15 protein-coding genes are annotated in these 21,202 nt (G+C 70.1%); 9 read left to right on the top strand and 6 right to left on the bottom strand.

Going from position 1 to position 21,202, the window contains the following annotated elements; genetic code table 11:
- The first annotated feature begins 250 nt into the window (after positions 1-250).
- On the top strand, positions 251-1,093 hold the full coding sequence (locus OG972_RS37280; RefSeq protein WP_266989075.1) for a PP2C family protein-serine/threonine phosphatase: 843 nt from the start codon (positions 251-253) through the stop codon (positions 1,091-1,093).
- An 82-nt stretch (positions 1,094-1,175) separates the two neighbouring features.
- Positions 1,176-2,171 (top strand): MASE1 domain-containing protein, encoded by a 996-nt coding sequence (locus OG972_RS37275; protein WP_266990963.1) that lies wholly within the window; start codon positions 1,176-1,178, stop codon positions 2,169-2,171.
- Positions 2,172-2,186: 15 nt separating this feature from the next.
- On the opposite strand, the gene OG972_RS37270 is transcribed toward OG972_RS37275, so the two are convergent.
- Positions 2,187-3,452 (bottom strand): FAD-binding protein, encoded by a 1,266-nt coding sequence (locus tag OG972_RS37270; RefSeq protein WP_266989073.1) that lies wholly within the window; start codon positions 3,450-3,452, stop codon positions 2,187-2,189.
- 324 nt (positions 3,453-3,776) lie between these two features.
- Here OG972_RS37270 and OG972_RS37265 point away from each other — a divergent pair, with 324 nt between their 5' ends.
- Positions 3,777-5,327 carry an exopolysaccharide biosynthesis polyprenyl glycosylphosphotransferase gene (locus OG972_RS37265; protein WP_266990961.1) on the top strand — a complete coding sequence of 517 codons (1,551 nt, stop codon included), beginning with the start codon at positions 3,777-3,779 and terminating at the stop codon, positions 5,325-5,327.
- A 109-nt stretch (positions 5,328-5,436) separates the two neighbouring features.
- Here the strand turns inward: OG972_RS37265 and OG972_RS37260 are convergent, their stop codons facing one another.
- Positions 5,437-6,420 (bottom strand): GDP-L-fucose synthase, encoded by a 984-nt coding sequence (locus tag OG972_RS37260; RefSeq protein WP_266989071.1) that lies wholly within the window; start codon positions 6,418-6,420, stop codon positions 5,437-5,439.
- Positions 6,421-6,534: 114 nt separating this feature from the next.
- Here OG972_RS37260 and gmd point away from each other — a divergent pair, with 114 nt between their 5' ends.
- The 5 genes from gmd to OG972_RS37235 are packed head-to-tail and all read left to right on the top strand — an operon-like array spanning position 6,535 to position 14,099.
- Positions 6,535-7,548 (top strand): GDP-mannose 4,6-dehydratase, encoded by a 1,014-nt coding sequence (gene gmd, locus OG972_RS37255; RefSeq protein WP_266989069.1) that lies wholly within the window; start codon positions 6,535-6,537, stop codon positions 7,546-7,548.
- Positions 7,545-10,328 (top strand): LamG-like jellyroll fold domain-containing protein, encoded by a 2,784-nt coding sequence (locus OG972_RS37250; protein ID WP_266989067.1) that lies wholly within the window; start codon positions 7,545-7,547, stop codon positions 10,326-10,328. The genes gmd and OG972_RS37250 overlap by 4 nt, the downstream gene beginning before the upstream one ends.
- Complete coding sequence (locus OG972_RS37245) at positions 10,328-12,580, top strand: LamG domain-containing protein (protein WP_266990959.1); 2,253 nt, start codon at positions 10,328-10,330, stop codon at positions 12,578-12,580. Before OG972_RS37250 ends, OG972_RS37245 begins: the two co-directional genes overlap by 1 nt.
- Positions 12,577-13,275 carry a hypothetical protein gene (locus tag OG972_RS37240; protein WP_266989065.1) on the top strand — a complete coding sequence of 233 codons (699 nt, stop codon included), beginning with the start codon at positions 12,577-12,579 and terminating at the stop codon, positions 13,273-13,275. Before OG972_RS37245 ends, OG972_RS37240 begins: the two co-directional genes overlap by 4 nt.
- Positions 13,272-14,099: a glycosyltransferase family 2 protein gene (locus OG972_RS37235; RefSeq protein ID WP_266989063.1), complete on the top strand. Its 828-nt coding sequence runs from the start codon at positions 13,272-13,274 to the stop codon at positions 14,097-14,099. Before OG972_RS37240 ends, OG972_RS37235 begins: the two co-directional genes overlap by 4 nt.
- Before the next feature lie 22 nt (positions 14,100-14,121).
- Here the strand turns inward: OG972_RS37235 and OG972_RS37230 are convergent, their stop codons facing one another.
- The gene (locus tag OG972_RS37230) at positions 14,122-15,288 is read right to left on the bottom strand and encodes a glycosyltransferase (protein ID WP_266989061.1); all 1,167 of its coding nucleotides are present in this window, start codon (positions 15,286-15,288) and stop codon (positions 14,122-14,124) included.
- Positions 15,289-15,478: 190 nt separating this feature from the next.
- Here OG972_RS37230 and OG972_RS37225 point away from each other — a divergent pair, with 190 nt between their 5' ends.
- Positions 15,479-16,909: a hypothetical protein gene (locus tag OG972_RS37225; RefSeq protein ID WP_266990957.1), complete on the top strand. Its 1,431-nt coding sequence runs from the start codon at positions 15,479-15,481 to the stop codon at positions 16,907-16,909.
- On the opposite strand, the gene OG972_RS37220 is transcribed toward OG972_RS37225, so the two are convergent.
- From OG972_RS37220 to OG972_RS37210, 3 genes are read right to left on the bottom strand one after another with little or no spacing between them, the layout of a single operon-like run.
- Positions 16,869-18,122 carry a hypothetical protein gene (locus OG972_RS37220; RefSeq protein ID WP_266989059.1) on the bottom strand — a complete coding sequence of 418 codons (1,254 nt, stop codon included), beginning with the start codon at positions 18,120-18,122 and terminating at the stop codon, positions 16,869-16,871. The genes OG972_RS37225 and OG972_RS37220 overlap by 41 nt on opposite strands.
- Entirely contained in the window at positions 18,119-19,813 is a 1,695-nt protein-coding gene (locus OG972_RS37215) for a lipopolysaccharide biosynthesis protein (RefSeq protein ID WP_266989057.1), read from the bottom strand. The genes OG972_RS37220 and OG972_RS37215 overlap by 4 nt, the downstream gene beginning before the upstream one ends.
- Entirely contained in the window at positions 19,810-21,072 is a 1,263-nt protein-coding gene (locus OG972_RS37210; protein WP_266989055.1) for a glycosyltransferase, read from the bottom strand. Before OG972_RS37210 ends, OG972_RS37215 begins: the two co-directional genes overlap by 4 nt.
- Positions 21,073-21,202: the final 130 nt, after the last annotated feature.

The following is a 21,202-nucleotide window of genomic DNA, read 5'->3' as shown; positions in this document are numbered from 1 at the left end:
GTCCGGCCACGATGAGCCGCCACGACGCGGTCCTGTTCTCAGGATCTCTCCACACGCGTCCGTTCGCGCGCTCCCGGCCCGGCCCCTTCCGGTCGGCACGATGCGATCCGCCGGCGGCTGCTCGCACTGCAGAGTGTTCAACGTCGAAATATGATGCAGGGGCAGCCGGAAGAAGGGCCTCACGGTTCCGTCCCGCCACGTCAGGCCCTGTGTGTTGCGGCTCGCGAACGAATGCACTGCGGAGCGGCCCATGAACCGGCGTCGTCCTCCCACTTCGGTGAGTGCGGAGGAGCTGCTCACGACGTTGCAGCGGCTCACCGCCCGGGCGCGGCAGGAGGTGCAGCTGCATCAGGCGCGCGTGGAGCTGGCCGAGGCGCTGCAACGCGAGATGCTGCCGGCCACCCTGCCCACCCGACCCGGTCTGCAGACGGCGGCCCGTTACACGCCGGCCCGCAACGGCCTGGACATCGGTGGCGACTGGTACGACTGCTTTCCGCTGCCGGACGGCACGCTCGCCTTCGCCATCGGGGACGTACAGGGCCATGACGTCGAAGCCGCCGCGTTCATGGGGCAGATCCGGATCGGGATGCGGGCGATCGCCGCCACGACCTCGGATCCGGGCGAGATACTGAGCCGCACCAATGATCTGTTGCTGTCCGTCGACAGCACGCTCTTCGCGACCTGCACGTTCTCCCGTCTCGACCCGCGCACGTGGGTACTCGACACCGCGCGCGCCGGACATGTGGCCGGGGTATGGGCGACGGTCGACGGACGTTCCGGCATCTCCGAGGACGCGGGCGGTCTGCCGCTGGGCATTCAGGCCGGTCCGCAGTATCCGGTCACGCGGCACCGGCTGACGACCCCGGGGGTGTTCGTGCTGCTCACCGACGGGGTGGTCGAGGGGCCGTCGTTCCCGATCGAGGAGGGCATGGACACGGTGGTGCGGCTGGTGGCCCCACGCGCCGGGGCCGGGGCCGACGAGCTGGCCGACGCGGTGCTGCAGGCGGCGGAGCGCACCGGGCACGAGGACGATGCCGCCGTACTTGTCCTGCGCCACGACGCATCCCGGGCCGCACAGCGTGACGACGGGTGACGCCGGCAGCGCACCGTGAGCATCCCCGAGCCGAGCGTGTCACACAGCCGCCGCCCCGGGCCCGCGGTGTCTCATGAGAGCTGTGATCCGCAGTGAGGGAACCAGAGGTACGGCGGTGACCGCCCTCAGTATCCTGGCGGTTGCCGCCGCCTACTACGCTGCGGGACAGATCGGTCTGCTCAGGCAGGTGACCATCCACGGAGCCAGAGTCACCCCCCTCTGGCCGCCGACGGGCATCGCACTGAGCGCTCTGCTCTATCTCGGCCTGCGTATCTGGCCCGGTATCGCTCTTGGATCCTTGCTCGTCGTCGCCACCATCACCGGCCCGGTCGACCTCGCCACCCCCGGCATCGTCGCAGGCAACACCCTCGCGCCTGTCTGTGCGTACCTCATGCTCCGCCGGGCCGGGTTCCGGAAGGAGCTGGACCGGCTGCGCGACGGGGCGGTCCTGGTCTTTCTCGGTGCGATGGCCGGGATGCTGATCAGCGCCACCGTGGGCACAGGCATGCTGGCACTCACCGGCAGGCTGCCGCTCGGCCACTTCTGGCCGGTCTGGGCGGCCTGGTGGGCGGGGGACGCCATGGGCGTACTCATCGTCACCCCGCTGCTCCTCGTGATGCGCAGGGCGCGGCTGCCGCGGAGGACCGACCGGTGGGCAGAGGCGACCGCGCTGGCAGTCGTCTGCGTCGTGCTCGGCCTGGTGGCCACCAGAAGCTCTCTGTCGATGCTCTACGTGACGTTCCCGGTGCTCATCTGGGCCGCGCTGCGCTTCCAGCTCGCGGGCAGCGCGCCGTGTGCCCTGGTGCTGTCCGTGCTGGCGATCGTCGCGGGCAGCGAGAAAGTGGGACCGTTCACCGGTCACACGATCCTTGAGATCATGCTCAATCTGACGATCCTCAACGGCTCCATGGCCCTCACCGCACTGCTGCTGGCATCGATCGTCAGCGAGGACATGAATATCCGTCGCAGGATCGAGCAGGCCTGCGAGGAGCTCGCCGAGGTGGTGGAACATCTCGCGCCGGGAAGATCGGCGACCGCGTGGCCGTCCCGATACCGGCACAAGCGCGACGGCCGCTGACCTTCACACTGTGCGTCACCGCGGGAAGTGGCGGTCCAGGAAGTCGTTGCGGAAGGTGCCGGACGGGTCGTACCGGGCCATCAGCTTCTCGAAGTCGGCGTACTGCCCGTACAGCGTGCGCAGCGTCTCGGGCGCAGTCGTGAACACCTTGCCCCAGTGCGGCCGGGCCCCGAACGGTGCGAGCGCCTCCTCGATCGCGCCGAGCACCGGCGTGACGGCGGCCGTGTCCGGGACCCAGGTGAAGTGGAAGGCCACCGCGTCGATGCCGCTCGCGGGGCTGAGCCACAGGTCGTCGCGGGCCACGGCGCGGATCTCACCGATCTGCAGCAGCGGGGCGATCCGGTCCCGGATCCGGTCCAGTGCCTCGTACGCCGCCGCGGCGTCGCGCCGTGCCACGAAGTACTCCGACTGCAGCTCGTCCCCGTTGCTGGGGGTGAACTCCAGCCGGAAGTGAGGCAGTCGCCGGTGCCAGGCGCCGGGGACGCCCTGCTGCCGGGTGCAGTTCTGAGCGGGCATGCCATGGATCGGGTGGCGCGGGCCGTCCGCGAGCCGTGCACCGAGCCATTCGGCGGGTGCCTGCCGCGCTCCTCCGGCGTCCACCCGCTGCTTGAGCCAGACCTGGTTCACCGGGCCACCGCGCCAGTCGGTGAAGAGGCTGACGCTGTATGCGGCGGACATCACCTCGTCGAATCCGTCCGGGTCGCCGAGCCGGGACTGCGGCAGATCCTCGTAGACCCACTGCTGTACGTCGAAGGCGGGCACCAGGTCCAGGGTCAGCCGGGTCACCACCCCCAGGGCGCCCAGGGCGACCACAGCTCCGGGGAAGTCCGCGTCGCCGCGCTTCAGCTCCGCGATCCCGCCGTCCGCCGTGACCATCTCCAGCGCCCTGACCGCTCCGGCGATCGAACGGTTGCCGATGCCCGAGCCGTGCGTGCCGGTCGCGCAGGCGCCCGCCACGGAGATGTGCGGCAGTGAGCCCAGGTTGTGCAGGGCGTAGCCGTTCTCATGGAGGACATCGGAGAACTCCCCGAAACGCAGCCCCGCGCCGACGGTGACCGATCCGGCCGCCCGGTCGATCTCGACGACGCGGTCCAATCCGGCCAGCGACACGAGGTCTCCGGCCGTGTCGGCGACGGTGCTGAAGGAATGCCGGGTGCCCAGTGCCCGTACCGTGGTGCCGGAGGCCACGATCTCCTGGATCCCGGCCACCGAGCGGGGGGCATGGAGGCGCCGCGCCCCGAAGGTGATGTTTCCGGCCCAGTTCTTCTCCGCGGGAGTCACCGCACGCCTTCTTTCTCTTGCTTGCCGGCGCTCGCCGCCATGGGTGGATTCTCCCAGACGTGGGTGCGGCATTGCGAGGACGTGACATATCCGCACATAATCGCAGGGCGGAATCCGCCAAATGCCAACAGCCGACCGCAGACCTCCTGTATTCAGCGCGGAACGGGACGAGATCCGAGCCATCGTTTATGTCTGAACTTCACGAGAACTCCAGCGAAATGGCACGTGTGTGGATATCGTGCAGCGAGCGAGGACGCATCCGTCAGTCCATGGGATCGGCGGATGCGTCCCGTTTGTGGAGATGCAACTGTGACTGGGGGGTTCATGGGGCATGTCGAGCTACCCGAATCCGACATACCCGGATCCGTGGGACTGGCGGGGGCGTCACGACCACGGGCCACTTCAAATCGGCCTCGCAGCAGGGAACTTGAACAGCTGTGGAGTGCCCCGACCGTACAGCGCAAACGTTCTGACCAGACGCTCGCCCCGAAAAGAAGACGGGGCCGGCACCTGCCGCTCGTCGTCGGGGCCGATCTTCTCGGGCTGGGGATACCGGCCTGGCTCATCCTTCGCACGGGCGGGCTCCCACAGGCCCAACTGGCGGCACTCGTCGCCGCGTTGGTGTGGTGCGGAACCCGGTTGGCGCGTGGCCGGTACACAACCAGGCGGCCGGGGGGCCTCCGAGGCGCACTGACCGCGCCCGGGGACTGGCTGCTGCTCATCGGCGCACTGGCCGTCCTCAGCGCGGTGTTCGGCAAGCCGGTACGGCCGGTGACCGCGGTCGTGGCGCTCCTGCCCGGCCTGCTGGTGACCGTGACTGCTTCGCTCGTCCGCCAACTCACCTGGCCAGGAAGGCGGCAACGCGCCGAGCACCGCGTGCTGGTGGTCGGTGAGGCTTCGGGGGTGGACCGGGCGGTACGGCTGCTCGGTTCCCGAACGGACCACGCATACAACGTCGTTGCGGCCATACCCGTCGGTGAGGCACCACTGGGCTGCGAGGCTGCGGTCCCGGGGCGCCTCGCACCGGCTCCCGCCGACGACGACGTGTCGACGGTGCTGGGCGGAGCCTTCGCCCATGAGGCGGACCTGGCGCTGGTGATACCCGGATCACAGCTCTCCGGGGAGCGGCTGCGGCAACTGTCCTGGGGCCTGCACGACGGGGGGCTGCAGTTGTCCGTGCTGTCGGACCTCTCGGAGATCGCGGCAGACCGGGTCCGGCCCGCCTCGGCGGCCGGGCTGACGCTGCTGCACATCGTGCCGCCGCTCCGCCAGGGGCCACAGATGGCCCTGAAGGGTGCGGTGGACCGCACGGGTGCGGCGCTCGGGCTGGTGCTGCTGGCGCCGTTGTTGCTCCTGATCGGGGCAGCCGTACGGCTCACATCCGAGGGCCCGGTGTTCCACCGCCAGATCCGCCAGGGCCGGCACAACCGGCCGTTCACCATGTGGAAGTTCCGCACCATGGTCGAGGACGCCGAAACACACAAGGCGGAACTCCTCGCAGCGAACGAGAACGACGGTGCGATGTTCAAGATCCGCCGTGATCCCCGGGTGACACGGATCGGCCGGCTGCTGCGCCGGAGCTCGCTCGACGAGCTGCCGCAGCTGCTCAATGTCGTCCGTGGCGAGATGTCCCTGGTGGGTCCTCGTCCGCCTCTTCCGGAGGAGGTGTCCCGCTACGACGAGCGTGAGCTCCGGCGACTCGCGGTCCGGCCCGGGCTGACCGGACTGTGGCAGGTCAGCGGGCGTTCCGACCTCTCCTGGCAGGAGACCGTTTCGCTCGATCTGTGGTACGTCGACAACTGGTCGGTGGCCACGGACCTGGGGCTCATGGCCCGTACGCTGCGCGCCGTCACCGACGGCCGCGGGGCGTACTGAGAGCGGCGGGGACCGGATGCGGAAGATGAACCTCGACCGGCCGTACGGGGTCGGCCGGGCGGGCCGGGGGCGCTCTGCGGCGGCCCGCCCGGCCCGGCCGGGGGCGCGGTCAGTCCTGGGCGCCCCGGTGGTCCAGCCACCAGGCGTAGGTCCGGGCGATGCCGTCACGCAGCGGAATCTGCGGCTTGAAGCCGAGGGAGGAGAGGCGGGAGACGTCGAGAAGCTTGCGCGGGGTGCCGTCGGGCTTCGTCGTGTCCCACGAGATACGACCTTGGTAGTTCGTCACATCCTGGACGGTGGAGGCGAGTTCGCGGATCGTCAGATCCTCGCCGCAGCCGACGTTGACGGGTTCGTCACCGTCGTAACGCTCCAGAAGCAGGAGGCATGCGGCGGCCAGGTCGTCGACGTGCAGGAACTCGCGCCGGGGGCTGCCGGAGCCCCAGAGGGTGACCTCCGGGGCGCCGCCCCGTCCCGCCTCGTGGAAGCGGCGGATCAGGGCGGGCAGGACGTGCGAGGACTCCAGGTCGAAGTTGTCGCCGGGCCCGTAGAGATTCGTGGGCATGGCGCTGATGTACGAGGCGCCGTACTGCCGCCGGTACGACTGGGTCTGCACGATCCCGGCGATCTTGGCCAGCGCGTAGGCCTCGTTGGTCGGCTCCAGCGGGCCGGAGAGCAGGGCGTCCTCGGGGATCGGCTGGGGAGCGCGCTTGGGGTAGATGCAGGACGAGCCGAGGAAGAGCAACCGCTCGACCCCGGCGGCGTGCGCACCGGCGATCACGCTCAGCTGGATGCGCAGGTTGTCCTCGAGAAACTGCACCGGATACGTGCTGTTGGCCATGATCCCGCCGACCTTGGCGGCTGCCAGCACCACGGCGTCCGGGCGGATGTCACGCAGAAAGGCTTCGGTCGGTGCGGCGTCGCGCAGATCGAGCCGGTCACGGCCGCGGGTGATCACCTCGTGGCCTTCGGCGGTGAGGCGGCGCACCACCGCCGAGCCGACGAGACCTCGGTGTCCCGCGACGAATATGCGGGAGCCGGGACGTAGCAGGGGGCGGACGGATTCCTGGGGAGGGCCGGGGAGATCAGTCGTCATGGTTCGGATTGTGCCAGTAACTGTATGTCGCGGTGACGTTTTGCCGCGGATCGCTCAGATCGCGATATTTCGGTGCACCCACAGCAACACAGACGACCACAGAAGGGGGGAGTCGTGGCGAAGACCGCGCTCATCACCGGCGTGACCGGGCAGGACGGCTCGTACCTGTCCGAGCTGCTGCTCGACAAGGGGTACACGGTCCACGGCCTCATACGCCGCTCGTCGAGCTTCAACACCGAGCGGATCGACCACATCTACCAGGGCCCGGAGGAGGAGAACCGGTCCTTCGTCCTGCATCACGCCGATCTCGCCGACGGAGTCGCGCTGGTGAACCTGCTGCGCGACATCCAGCCCGACGAGGTCTACAACCTGGGTGCGCAGTCGCACGTCCGGGTCTCGTTCGACGCGCCGCTGTACACCGGCGACATCACGGGGCTCGGCACCATCCGGCTGCTGGAGGCGGTCCGCGCCAGCGGCATCGACACCCGGATCTACCAGGCGTCGTCGTCCGAGATGTTCGGCGCCACTCCACCGCCGCAGAACGAGACGACCCCGTTCCATCCGCGCAGCCCATACAGCGTCGCCAAGGTCTACTCGTACTGGGCGACGGTCAACTACCGTGAGGCGTACGGAATGTTCGCGGTCAACGGGATCCTCTTCAACCATGAGTCCCCGCGCCGCGGCGAGACCTTCGTGACCCGCAAGATCACCCGCGGCGTCGCGCGGATCAAGGCGGGGCTCCAGCAACACCTCCACCTCGGCAATCTCGATGCCGTACGGGACTGGGGTTACGCCCCCGAGTACGTCGACGCGATGTGGCGGATGCTGCAGTGCGACTCGCCGGACGACTACGTGGTGGCCACCGGTGAAGGGGTCAGTGTCCGGCAGTTCCTGGAGTTCGCCTTCGAGCATGCGGGGCTGGACTGGCGTGACCATGTCCGGTACGACGCGAAGTACGAGCGTCCCAGTGAGGTCGACGCCCTGATCGGCGACGCCACCAAGGCCGAGGAACTGCTCGGCTGGAAGCCCGTCGTGAAGGCGCAGGAGCTGGCCGGGATCATGGTCGAGGCGGACATCCGGCAACTCTCCGACCAGCTCACCGGTGCAGCCGTGCGGGTGGATCGATGAGAGCGCCAAGACGTCTCAGACGCAGTGGCGTGTACGCCGCCGTCCTCGCGCTCGCCGCGGGCGCACTCACCACCTCGGCGGCCACCGCTCCCCCGGCCGCGGCGCTGACTCCGCCGGTCGGCTTCACCGCCGACAACCTGACCACCTATCAGACCAACGGGATCGTCTGGGCGCTCGCCGAGGCGAACGGGGTGGTGTACGCGGGCGGCACCTTCGCCAACGTACGGCCGGCCGGTGCCCCGGCGGGCAGCAGCACGACGCCCGCCGTGAACTTCGCCGCGTTCGATGCGGCCACCGGGGCGCCCACCGGCTGTTCGCTCTCCTTCACCCGCAGCAGCGGCACCGCCACGGTCCGGGCGTTCGCGCTCTCCCCCGACAAGTCCACGCTGTACGCCGGTGGATACTTCAACGCCGTCAACGGGACGTCTGCCAACGGCCTGGTGGCCATCAACACCGCGACCTGCACCCTCCGTCCGGGGTTCGCGCCGAACTTCGGGGCGACCGTGCGGGCGCTCGACGTGGCCGCGAACGGCACGGTCTACGCGGGCGGCGACTTCCAGACAGTCAACGGCCAGGCCCGGCGCTTCTTCGGCGCCGTCACCGCGGCCGGTGCCGTGACCGCCTGGAACCCGGACGCCGACGATCCCGGCCGGGCGCTCAAAGTCACTCCGGACGGCGGGAACGTCCTGATCGGCGGCGACTTCTTCACCGTCGGCGGCGCCGACTCGCACGCGCTCGCGGTGACCGACGCCGGCTCGGGCGCGCTGACCCGCGCCTACACCGGCAACTTCATCCCGTCCACCGCGGTCATCAAGGACATCGTCACCGACACCGCCTCCGACGGCTGGTACGTCGCGGGCGAAGGCACGGGAGGCGGCTCCTTCGACGGCCGGCTCGCGATGCGGCTCGGTACGTTCGACCAGCGCTGGCGGGACACCTGCCAGGGGGCGACACAGGCACTGCGGGTCTACCGGGGAGTGCTGTACGCGGGCAGCCATGTCCACGACTGCTCCACCATGGGCGGCTTCCCGAACCAGGTCCGCAAGCACCTCACCGCCCAGTCCGTCGACGATCCGGCGATGCTCGGCTGGCTCCCGGACACCAATGACGGGATCGGTGAGCCGGTCGGGCCGCGCGCCCTGACCGTGTCCTCCCGCGACGGCCGCGACTTCCTGTGGGTGGGCGGCGAGTTCACCACGGTCAACGGGGTCGCCCAGCAGTCCCTGACCCGGTTCGCCAACACGCCCGACACGGGCGCGCCGTCCGTGCCAGCCGTCAGTGTCTCCGCTCCCCGGGCCGGTGAGGTGAAGGTCAGCTGGCGGTCCGGTCTGGATCTGGACGACAGCCTGCTCACCTACCGGGTCTACCGCGACGGCGGCTCGACGCCCGTGTACACGACGCAGGGGTCCTCACTGTTCTTCAGCCGCCCGCAGCTGACGTTCACCGACACCGATGTGGTGGCCGGACGGACGTACTCGTACCGGATCACGGCGAGCGACGGGACCAACACGAGCGCCCTGTCGGCCGCCGCCTCCGTCACCGCGGCCGCTTCGGCGAGCCCGTACCAGGAGCGGGTGCTCGCGGACGGTGCCAATCTGTACTGGCGCTACGACGAGGCGGGTGGGGCGTTCGCCGCGGATGCCTCGGCCGGTGACGACGGCGGGGTGTACATGAACGCGCCGACGTACCGGTCGACCCCGTCCGCGGTCGCCGATTCGGCGGCACTGTCCCTGAACGGCACGGACGAGTACGTGTACAGCGACCGTCTGCACCACTACACCTCGCCGACGCCGTACTCCATCGAGACCTGGTTCCGGACGAACACCACGCGGGGCGGCCGGATCGTCGGCTACGGCAACAACATCGGCACCGCCCAGGGCCACACCAGCAGCATCTCCGACAAGCTCGTCTATATGACCGATGACGGGCGCCTCGCCTTCGGCGTCCAGGTCGGCAGCACCAGCAGCAGGCCCACCCTCACCACAACGGCTTCCTACAACGACAACACCTGGCACCATGTCGTCGCCACCCAGGGACCGTCCGGCATGCGGCTGTACGTGGACGGGGTGGTCGTCGGCTCCAACACGACCGCGGGCAACCGCTCGTACAACGGGTACTGGCGGGTGGGCGGCGACGCCATGCCGACCACCTGGCCGAACCGTCCCACCAGCACCTACTTCGCCGGGCAGGTCGACGAGACCGCGGTCTACCCGTCGGCGCTGACCGCCGCCCAGGTCGCCGCGCACCACGCCCTGGCGGACACCCCGTCCGGCCCCGGAGACACCACCGTGACGCTCACTCCGGACGACGACGCGTACGTCAACAGCGTCGCGCCGAACACCAACTACAACGACAACCAGCTCGCCTCGCGCGGCAGTACGGCGTATCTGAGCTATCTGCGCTTCACCGTGCCCGCGGCCCCTGCCGGACAGGTCCTCAAGAGTGCCCGGCTCACGTTCCGGACGTCGTCCGACTCGACGGCGGGCTCCTCCGACAGCCACACCGTGGTGCCGGTCACCGGCACCTGGACCGAGTCGGCGGTCACCTACAACACCCGGCCGTCGCTCTCCTCGACCGTGCTGGGGACCATCACCGGCGCGACCTCGGTCTCCACCGACCATTCGGTGGAGCTGAACGCACCGGCACTGGGCGGAGCACTCGGCTCCGTCTACTCACTCGCCCTGACCAGCAGCGGGACGGACAGTCTCCGCATCTGGTCGAGCGAGGTATCGACCGCGGCCTACCGGCCGCAGCTCGTTCTCACCTTCGGAGCTGAATGATGAACGGAAGTACGGGGCGCAGACGCGCGGGACGTGGCCGGGTGCGTGCCGCGTCCGCCGCGCTCTGCCTGCTCGCCGGAGCCCTGGCCGCGACCGCGGTCGGGGCCTCCCCGGCGGCGGCTCTCACACCGCCGGTCTCCCTCACCGCGGACGACCTCTCCACCTGGCAGACCAACGGCATCGTCTGGTCGATGGCTGCCACGGGCGGGGTCGTTTACACCGGTGGCACCTTCTCCACCGTCCGTCCCCCGGGCGCGGCAGCCGGCACATCCGAACAGCCCGCGGTCAACTTCGCCGCGTTCGACGCGGCGACCGGCGCACCGACCGGCTGCAGCCTGTCGTTCACCCTCTCCTCCGGAACGGCGACCGTTCGGGCCCTCGCCCTCTCCCCCGACAACACCACGCTGTACGCGGGTGGGCAGTTCGGTGCGGTGAACGGGGTCGGCGTCAGCAATATCGCCGCGATCGACACGGCGACCTGCACCCCGCGCCAGGACTTCAAGGTCGCCGTCTCGGCGACCGTACGGGCCCTGTCCGTCACGGACGACACCGTCTATCTGGGCGGCGACTTCAACACCGTCGCAGGGCAGACCCGGAACAAGTTCGCCGCGGTCACCACCGGCGCCCAGCTGAAGCCGTGGACGGCCAATACGGACGAGGTGGGCCGGGCCGTCCAGGTGACGCCCGACGGGCAGCATGTGCTGATCGGCGGCGACTTCTTCACCGTCAACGGCACCACCTCGCACGCCCTCGCCGTCGTGGACGCCACCACGGGTGCGATCACCAAGAGCTACCCGGGCTTCATCCCGGACACCTCCACGGTGCAGGACCTGACCACGGACGCCACCGGCTTCTACACCGCCAACGAAGGCACCGGAGGTGGTGTCTTCGACGGGCGGATCGCGCTGAACCTCAGCAACTTCGAGCAGCGCTGGCGGGACACCTGCCTCGGCGCCACGCAGGCCGTGCTGGTCCACGACGGGGTCCTGTACAGCGGCAGTCACGCCCATGACTGCTCCAGCATGGGCGAGTTCCCCGACCAGCCGCGCAAGCATCTCCTCGCCCAGTCGGTGAACGATCCAAAACTGCTGCCGTGGTTCCCGGACACCAACGACGGCATCGGGGAGCCGGTCGGACCGCGGGTGATGGCCCAGACCGACCAGGGTGGGCACCACTACCTGTGGGTCGGCGGTGAGTTCACCACGGTCAACGGCTCCGCGCAGCAGGGCCTGACCCGGTTCGCCGACGGTCCGGACACCGGGGCCCCGTGGGTGCCCAACGTCAGCCTCTCCACGGTCGCCGCGGGCAAGGTCGAGGTCAACTGGCAGACCAGCTTCGACACCGACGACGGCGAACTCACGTACCGGATCTACAAGGACGGTGCGAGCACCCCCGTGTACACGACCACGGGGAGCTCGGTGTTCTGGGACCGGCCGCAGCTGAGGTGGACCGACACCGACGTGGCTCCGGGCGAGACACACACGTATCGGATCAGCGCGAGCGACGGCACCAACACGAGCGCCAAGTCCCCCGCCCAGACCGCCATCGTGGCCTCCGCGGCGGAGAGTTACCCGGCCAGGGTGCTCGCCGACGGCGCGTCGCTGTACTGGCGGTACGACGAGGGGACGTCGACGTTCGCCGCCGACACCGGGACCGGTCTGGACAACGGCTTCCTGCGCAACGCTCCGGCCTACCGGCAGACTCCGGCCGCGGTCTCCGGACCGTCGACCGCGATCGGCTTCAACGGCTCCACCCAGTACGCGTACAGCAACAAGCGGCATGCGCAGCCGACCAAGTTCTCGGTGGAGACCTGGATCAAGACAACCACCACCAGAGGAGGGAAGATCATCGGCTTCGGCAACCTGACCATGCAGAACAGCAACCAGTACGACAAGCATGTGTACATGCTCAATGACGGGCGGCTGACCTTCGGCGTCTACAGCGGCGGCACCCGGACCATCACCACCTCCGGGGCCTACAACGACGGCACCTGGCACCATGTCGTCGCCACGCAGGGCAGCTCCGGCATGGCGTTGTACGTGGACGGACAGCTGCGCGCGTCCAACATCCTGTACACCGCCAACGAGAGCTACAACGGGTACTGGCGGGTCGGCGGGGACAACCTGGGCAGCTGGCCGAACCGTCCGACGAGCGACTTCTTCGCCGGGCAGATCGACGAGACCGCCGTCTACCCGACCGCGCTCAGCAGCTCCACGATCAGTGCCCACTACGCCCTGAGGACGGGTGGATGAGGTATCCGTTCCTGGCCGGCGCCGCCGTCGTCGTACTGACGGCGGCGCTGGCCGCCTGCGGCTCGTCCTCCGACGGAAAACACCGGGAGGCGGGTGGCGCGAAGCCGTCGGCCGCCGAGTCCCCCGTCGCGGGGGCGACGGCCGGGCCCGACGCCGACGCGTCCGCCGGCCCGTCGGCGAAGAAGACGAGCGAACCACCGAAACTGCCCACCGACGAACTCACCCCGGCCACCGGCTCCTTCACGAAGAAGCAGAAGGAGTACCTGGTCGACCGGGTGCCCAAGGGCATGGACCCGGCAGCGGTGCTCCAGACCGGCCAGGAGACCTGCGACAAGCTGTCGTACCTGGTCAAGGTCGACAAGGACACCGCGGTCGCGGCCATCGTCACCGGCGAGGTCGCCGGTGCGAAGCCCGCTGTCGCGCACCTCTGCACCGACCATCAGGACCTGGTGGACCGGGCCGCTCTGGGGTACGCCGACGGCACGTACAAGAACCAGCAGATCCGGCCGGGCCGCTACTACGCCGTCACCCCCACGAAGAGCTGCACCTGGCAGGTCACGGGGGCGGGCGGCAAGAACCTGGCGTCGGGCACCTCCGGCTCCGGGAAGCGGGTGGGGATCACCGTCGCGACGACGGCCCGCGCCTTCACCTCCACAGGCTGCTACGCCTGGCTGCCCGAAGGAGACAAGGGATGAGCAAGCTGCCGATAGCCGTGGCGATCCCCACGAAGAACGAGGGCCTCAACATCGCCGAGGCGGTGAAATCGGTCCTCGGCCACTTCGAGGCGGTCGTTGTCGTCGACTCGCACAGCACCGACGACACGGCGAAGATCGCCGAGAGCTGCGGCGCCGAGGTGGTCACGTACACCTGGGACGGCGGTCATCCGCGGAAGAAGCAGTGGTGCCTGGAGAACGTCCGCACGGACCTCGACTGGATCCTGCTGCTCGACGGCGACGAGCGGCTCAGTCCCGGTCTGCTGGCCGAGCTGCGGCAGATCTTCGCCGATCCCGGGGCACCGAAGCCGGCGGCGTACGACATCCCGCTGGGCTACTGGTTCTCGGGCCGGAGGCTGCGCCACGGGTACACCATCCGCAAGCGGTCCCTGACCGACCGGACCCGGTGCCACTATCCGGAGGTCGGGGATCTTGCGGCGCCCGGGATCGGCGAGGTCGAGGGGCACTACCAGCCGGTCGCGCCGACGGCGGGTGCGCTCCGCAACCCGATCGAGCACCAGGACCTCGACCCGGTGACGGCGTGGTTCGAGCGGCACAACCGCTACTCGGACTGGGAGGCGTGGCTGGAGCACCATCCGGACGTCAAGGAGCAGGTCCGGAAGGTGAAGTCGCGCCAGGGGCAGCTGTTCCACAAGGCGCCGTTCAAGCCGCTGGTGTCGTTCGCGTACATGTACGTCTACCGGCGGGGCTTCCTCGACGGGCGGGCGGGCTTCGACTTCGCGCTGGCGATGAGTTTCTACCGGTGGCAGATCGCCCTCAAGTCCCGTGAGGGCAAGGTGGGGTGAACCTCCCGCACCGTTTCCGGTGTCAGCGGAGTGCGGCCTTCCGGCGGACCACGTCCTCATAGGTCCGCCGGAGGGTCTGCGCCACGGCCTTGATGGTGAAGTGCTCATTGACCAGCTGCCACGCAGCGTTTCCAGCTTCGGCGTTGGTCTTCGGCTCCAGGAGTTCGAGGATCGCCTGCGCGACCTTCTGGGCGTTGGCCTCGTCCTCGCCGACCCGACTGTCGATCACCCGGCCCGCCCCGGCCTCCGCGACATCGGGGCCCAGCCCGCAGGTACGGGTGATCACCACGGGCGTACCGACCGACATCGCTTCGAGGACCGAGACCCCGAGGGGTTCCTCGATCGACGGCAGTACGTACACATCGGCGCGCCGTCCGGCGGCGAGCACCTCTTCATGGCCGAGCGGTCCCACATGGTCGAGCGACTCCAGCACTCCCAGTCTCGCGGCCAGTTCCAGCGTTCCGGGGAGTGCTCCGGTGTCCGGTCCTGCCAGCACGAACCGGGCGTCCGGGTACTTCGCAAGGACTGCGGGCATCGCGGCGACGAAGTCCTCCGGGCGCTTGCGCTCCTGGATCCGGGCCAGGAAGAGCACTGTCGGCGGCTGCCCCGGGTCCCGGGCGGGCTTGCGCTTCTGCGGGCGTACGCCGTTGACCAGCCGCACGGTGCGGGTGAGCGGCACCGGGGCGGCCACGGCATTCACATCGAGGCGCTCCATCTCGGTCAGGTGCAGCACCGCGTCGGCGCCGCGCAGCACCTTCCGTACGCCCAGCAGGTCGGTCAGCTGGGCGACGCGCTTCTCGGTCGGGTCCACCATGCCGTGTGTCTGGACGACCAGCGGGCGGCGCAGGGCCAGCGCGAGGAGGGCGGCGGGCAGCGTCACCAGGTCGCGCATCAGATGGACATGGACGAGATCCGCCCCGCGCATCCGGCGCCGGGCGGCCAGCAGCAGCGCGCCCGATGTGATGCCGCTGACCTCGAACATCGGCAGGAGGTGACGGGCTTGGAAGAGGTGGGCGGGCACGCCCTCGACCTCGCTCGGCAGCTCGCCGACGAAGCCGTCGCCGAGCGCCAGGATCCGGGCGTCGTCGCCATGGGCACGCTGGACCTTCGACAGGTTGAGCGCCACCCGGGTCGGACCACCGAACGCATGGTCCGGAGTGTGCAGTGTGACGATGTGCAGGATTTTCACCAGGGTTCCCCTCGACCTCGGCCTACTCTTCACAGAGTAGTCATCCTGATTACCCCAAGTGGGTTGATTCGTTAGAGTGTTCACCGATCCACGGAACGGGGGACGTATGACGTCCGTGCACGAGACGGCGCCGCCCGTACCCGTACGGCGGGGTGGCGATGGCCGGCGGGTCCGGCCTCCGGCGAGGCCGATGTCCTGGGCGATGCTCTCGCGGGCGCTGGCCGTGCCGCTCATCCTCGGCCTGGTCTGCTTCCTGCCCGCGGTGATCGCCGCCCAGCCGGGCACGGGCGTCCGCGACACCGCCTACTGGCTGCAGCTCGTCCTGACCTGCTATGCGGGTGCGCGGCTGGCCACGATGATCCTGTCGACCGGACGGCGGCTGCTCCAGGGCGTCTTCTGGATGTTCGTGTACATCGCGATGGGGGTGGCTCCGTTCGCCCAGGCGGTCATCGGCCAGACCCCGACGCCGATGGTCGGGCCCCGGTCGGACCTGGTGACGGCGATCTCGCTGATCCTGGTGGGCTGCGCGGCGTTCGACCTCGGTGCGCTGCTGGCGTCCCGGCGGCCGCTGCGCCGGCGCACGGCGGCGCGCAGCGGGAGCGGCCCGGCCACCGCGCACCGGATCAGGCTCCGGCTGCTGGTGCTGCTCGCGTTCGCCGCGAGCGGGTACTACATCCTGAAGCTCGGCGGGCCCGCCATCTTCTTCACCAGCCGCCAGGAGATCAGCGCCACCGTCGCCGTCAGCTCGGTCGCGTCCTCCGAGTCGAACGTGGGCTCCGCCTTCCTCAAGGGCTTCGGTACGGTGCCCGCCCTGTTGGCGCTGCTGTTCTACACCCGTCGGCTGGTGACCTCGCGGCGGGCCCGCCGCTCCCCCTCGACGGTTCTGGTCTGGCTGGCGCTGGCGATTCTCAACATCATCGTCAACAACCCTATCTCCAATGCCCGTTACTGGTTCCTGACGGTGCTGGTCTCGCTCCTCTTCACCGCGTTCCCGAGCAGCGCCGCGATGTACCGGTCGGTGCTCGCGATGGGGGTGGTCGGGGCTCTGGTGCTGTTCCCGTACGCGGACCGGTTCCGATACGACGACGCCGGGTACCGGCCGGTGCAGTCGTCGTCCGTCTTCGAACCACTGGCGACGAAGGATTACGACCAGACGGTGATGTTCGCGAACACCATCTCCTGGGTCGACACCCGTGACCACACGTACGGGCGTCAACTGGCCGGCTCCGCACTGTTCTTCGTGCCGCGGGCGGTGTGGAGCGGCAAGCCGGAGGACACCGGGGTCCGGGTCGGCCAGTGGATGGGGATGAACATGACCAACCTCTCGGCGCCGCTGTGGACCGAGTTCTGGGTCGACTTCGGCGCGCCGGGGATGGTCGGCGGTCTCGCACTGATCGGGTACGCCGCCGCGCGCACCGACCGCCGTTACGCGCTGGCGGTGTCCCGGGACGGACCCGGGCCCGGAAGTGTCCTGGCCATCGCGGCACCGCTGATCGCCGGGTACACATTCATCCTGCTGCGCGGACCGCTGCTGCAGTCCGTCGGGAAGCTGGCCATCGGAGCACTCTGCCTGCTGCTGGTCACGAGCTTCCGGGGCCGGGGCGGGCCACGGACACGCTGACCGGAGGCTGCGCGGGTGCGGTGCGCCGGTGCAGCCCGGCCACCCGGATCCAGGTCGCCACCGCCTTGCAGACGGATCCCAGACACAGCCCCCAGGCAGCACCCGGCACGCCGCCGACCGCGTAGCCGCCCGCCAGGAACGCGACGGCGGCGAGCGAGAACACCACCTGGATGGAGAGAGTGGTGCGCGGGTCCAGCATCCGCAGCGCCAGCAGCCCGCAGGTGCCGACGGCCATCGCCGTGTACTGGCTGCCGGTCGCCGGCAGCAGTGCCGCCGCCGTGGGCCAGGTGTCACCGAGCAGATGGCGGCCCACACCGTCGGGCAGCAGCGCGAGCGCGGAGGCCCAGACCGCGGCGGTGGCGGCCAGGACCGCGGCCAGACCGGCGGTGGCGCGTATCCGGCGCCGCTCGGAGCCGAGCCGTCCGAGCAGGGGTGGGCCGAAGCTGGTGGCGGAGGTGAACAGCACGTTGAGCGGTCCGAAGAGCGTGGTCGCGCCGCGCAGCGCGCCGACGACCAGGGGGTTGCCGAACACACCGAGTCCGAGAACGGAGAGCTGGCTGGTCGCGTTCCCCACGCCGAACTCGACCACGAACCGCCGCCCGAGGTGTCCTCGCCCCATCAGGACCTTCAACCTCCGCTGCGTACCGGCGACGTGGCGGCGCAGCAGGGCGGCGGAGAGCAGCAGCGCGGGCAGCGCGGACAGCCCCCAGACGGCGACGAGCCGTGCGGCCGGGGCGCCGTACGGCTGGACGGCCAGGGCGCCCAGCACACAGGCGAGCCGCAGCACGTCGCTCGCCAGCGCCAGGTGCGGCCGCTGCAGGGTGGAGAAGGCGTAGCGCATGGCGTCCTGTCCGAGCACGACGGGCAGGACGAGCCCCAGGACCATCAGGGCGCGCGCGGTGTCCCCGGGCACGAACAGGCAGACCGCGGCCAGCAACGCGCCGAGCGCCGACGCGGCAAGCAGGGTGAAGTCGACCGCCGACCTGCAGGCGCCGCGCACCTCCTCGCCGGCGCCGCGCCGCAGCACGAGCGGCTGTCCGGTGTAGGCGCCGGAGATCCCCAGCAGCACCGTGAAGACGAGATACACGGCCGAGAAGCGGGCGAAGTCGGCGACGGTGGAGAGCCGTGCGGCCGCCACCAGCACCAGGATGTTGGTGAGGGCCGCCACCCCTTGGTCCGCGACGGAGCTGACGACCGCGGTGCGTGCTCTCACCGGCGCCCTGCGGAGGTGTCGAAGGTGCGCAGCCCGAGGGTTTCGGTGGGGTCGCCGGTGTGTTCGGAGCCCTCGGGTCCACCGCGGCCGTCCTGGCCGTCCTGCCCCGGCCGACCCCCGTTCGTGCGGCGCCTGCCGGACTTCTGGCGCGACCTGCGCTCGAAGCGGCCGCGCCCGGGATGCAGGAGGGTACCGAGTACGGTGCCGCCGGCCGCGCCGATGATCTCGCGGATCCGTTCCAGGTCGCTGCGGTGGACTTCGCGCGGGTCGCAGACCACCACGACGCCCTCGACGCGGTCGATCAGGGCGACGGCGTCGGCGTACGACAGCACGGGCGGCGCCAGCACGATGACCACTGAGCCGGGGCGGTCCCCCTCGGCGACGATGCGGCTGACGGGCGCCGAGGTCAATGCGCGCGGCACGTTGTCGATCCGGCGTCCGGCGATCAGGGTGAAGGCGCCGGAGCCGGGCACGTCCACGTTCGTACGGCTGTCCGACGGCCAGGCACGGTCGTCGCCCTCCGCGGCCCAGCGGGGCCTTCCCTGTACGGCCGCGCCGAGATCGCGGGCCAGGGACGGGGTACGGAGATCGGCCTCGACGAGGAGCACGTCACGGCCCATTTCGGCGAAGGCGGCTGCCAGGTTGACCGCCGCGGCGGTGGCCGCTTCGTTGTCGCCGCGCGGGGCTGTGACGAGGAGCCGTCGGCGCTGTTCGAACGACGGGTCGTAGGCGAGGCGGAACGCCACCGCCCGGTATTCCTCGGCGAGCCTGCTGCCGCTTCGTCCGATGGCGAGCAGCGCCCCCTGGGAGCCGCGTTCCTTCGGCAGGGTGCCGAGCAGCGGGGCACCGAGCGAGCGGACCAGCTCCCGGGTGGAGCGGACCGCCGGGTCGAAGACGAGACGCACCCAGGACAGCAGCAGACCGAGCGCGAGTCCGACGACGCCGCCGAGCCCGAGCAGCAGGGGCAGTCCCGCCCCCGTGGGCTTCTCCGGTGCGACTGGCTTCTTGTTGAGATAGCCGGGTGTGGTGTCCAGAGCGCGCAACTCCGAGATTTTTCTGCTCAGTTCGGAGATCGCGACCACCAGGTTGGCCCGGGCGCTGGTCACGTCGTCGCCGCTGGTCCCGGCCGACTCGCCGGCCAGCTTGTCGCGCTGTTCGGTGAGCGGCTTCAGCTGGGCGCGGTAGCCGTCGACCATGTTGTCGATGCTGTTCTCGGTGCGCTCCCTGCGTATCTCCAGATAGGCGTCGGCGAGCGCCTCGGCCCGCTGCTTGGCCAGGGCGGGAGTGCGGGCGGTGTAGGAGAAGCGCAGCACGAGGGTGTTGGGCGGATTGGTGACCTGGAGACCGGCGAGCAGCTTCCCGACCTTCACCCGGTCGTCGCGCCGCGCCAGGGCGCGAGAGGCAATGGTGCCCACCGCGTCGCTGACAGCTGTCTGCCGCTCGGACCCGATGTTGATCCCCTTGTCGGCGGAGGCGCCGGTGGCGAAGGGGTCGGAGGTGGCGTTGCGGACGAACACCTCGCCGGTGGCCGTGTAGCTCGCCTCGCCGCTGAGGGCGAGCCAGCCGCCGCCCAGCAATCCGAGGACCACGCCGACGGCGAGGAGTGCGCGGTAGCGCAGGAGTTGCCGGAACTGGTCGCGCAGCAGAGCGGGTTCGTCCTGCTCCTCCAGCGCGCGGATCGGATGCGTCATCGGCGTGGTCTCCCTTGTGCGTCTTCGAGGACCTCGGTGAGCAGGGCGTCGAACCGGGCGAGGCCCGCTTCGCGGCTCAGGTGACGTGCGACGTACTCCGGCCCGCGGGCGCCCAGTGCGTCCGCCTCGGCCGGTCCCTCGACGAGCTTCCGTACGGCTGCCAGCATCGCGCCGGGGTCCTCGGGTGCGACCAGGATCCCTGCGCCGGAGCGACGCACCTCCTGGGCGGTGCCGCCCTCGTCGGCCACCGAGGCGACGACGGGGCGGCCGGAGACGAAGTACGAGGTGAGTTTGGACGGCACGCTCATGTCGAGCACGGACGCGCGCTGTGTCACCGCGAGGACGTCCGCGGCGGCCAGGACGTCGGTGAACTCATCTGCACCGGCGGGCGGCAGGAAGTCGAGGTTGGGCAGGCCCGTCGCGCGGGCGCGCAGTTCCTCGCGCTGATTGCCGTCGCCCATCAGCACGATGCGCACATCGGGGGCCAGTCGAGCCGCGTCGACGAGGACGTCGAGTCCCTGCTTGAGCCCCATGTTCCCGGAATGCAGCACCACCGGGGTGTCGGCGTGCCAGCCGAGCCGGGCCCGGGTCGCGGCGCGGTCGGCCGAAGACCGCTGCACATGGGTCCAGTTGGGGACCAGGCGGATGCGTCCCGGGTCGACGCCGTAGGCGGTGACACGGGAGACGAAGCTCTCGTGGATGACGCCGACGAGGGAGGCGGAGCGGAGCGCGTACCGCTCGGCCCTCGCGGCGACGGCCGCCGCCCGGTCCCCGCCACGGATGCCGCTCTGCGCGGCGGCGGCGCCCATCAGGTCCTGTACGACGGGTATGTACGGGACCCGGTGGCGGCGGGCCAGCCTGGCGCCGATGACACCGCCGGCCAGGCTCGGCATCTGGGATACCACTACGTCCGGCCGGGACCCGGGCGGCGCGAGCAGAGCGTGCGCGAGCACGGTCGCCTCGAACGCACCTCTGCGAAGGGCGGTCTGACGAGGCGGCACATAATGTCTTCGTCGGTGGACCAGCACCCCGGCGCGGCTCTCGGTAGTTCGCCAGACCCCCCAGTACTCGGGGTCCGTGCGCCAGGAAGGGTAGTGCGGCATGCCGGTGAGGACGTGGGTCTCCGCTCCGGACGCTGCCCAGTGCTCGGCGAGTTGTGCGGCGTACGGGCCGATTCCGGTCAGCTCCGGCGCATAGTTGGTCGACACCACGAGAAGCCTGCGGTATGCGAACGGCTTGCCGTGATCAGCGTGGAACATCGGACGATCACCTTCCCCCCGGTACAGCCTCTGTTCCCCCGAGGGAACAACCCCAAAAGTGAGCTTATCCGTTCACGTGATGCGCAAGTGGTCTTCACAGTAAGGTCATTGCACCATCAGCACGGATACC

It is taken from the genome of Streptomyces sp. NBC_01669, from assembly GCF_026339735.1.
GTDB lineage: Bacteria > Actinomycetota > Actinomycetes > Streptomycetales > Streptomycetaceae > Streptomyces > Streptomyces yanii.
This window is presented reverse-complemented; position numbering and strand designations above follow the sequence as displayed.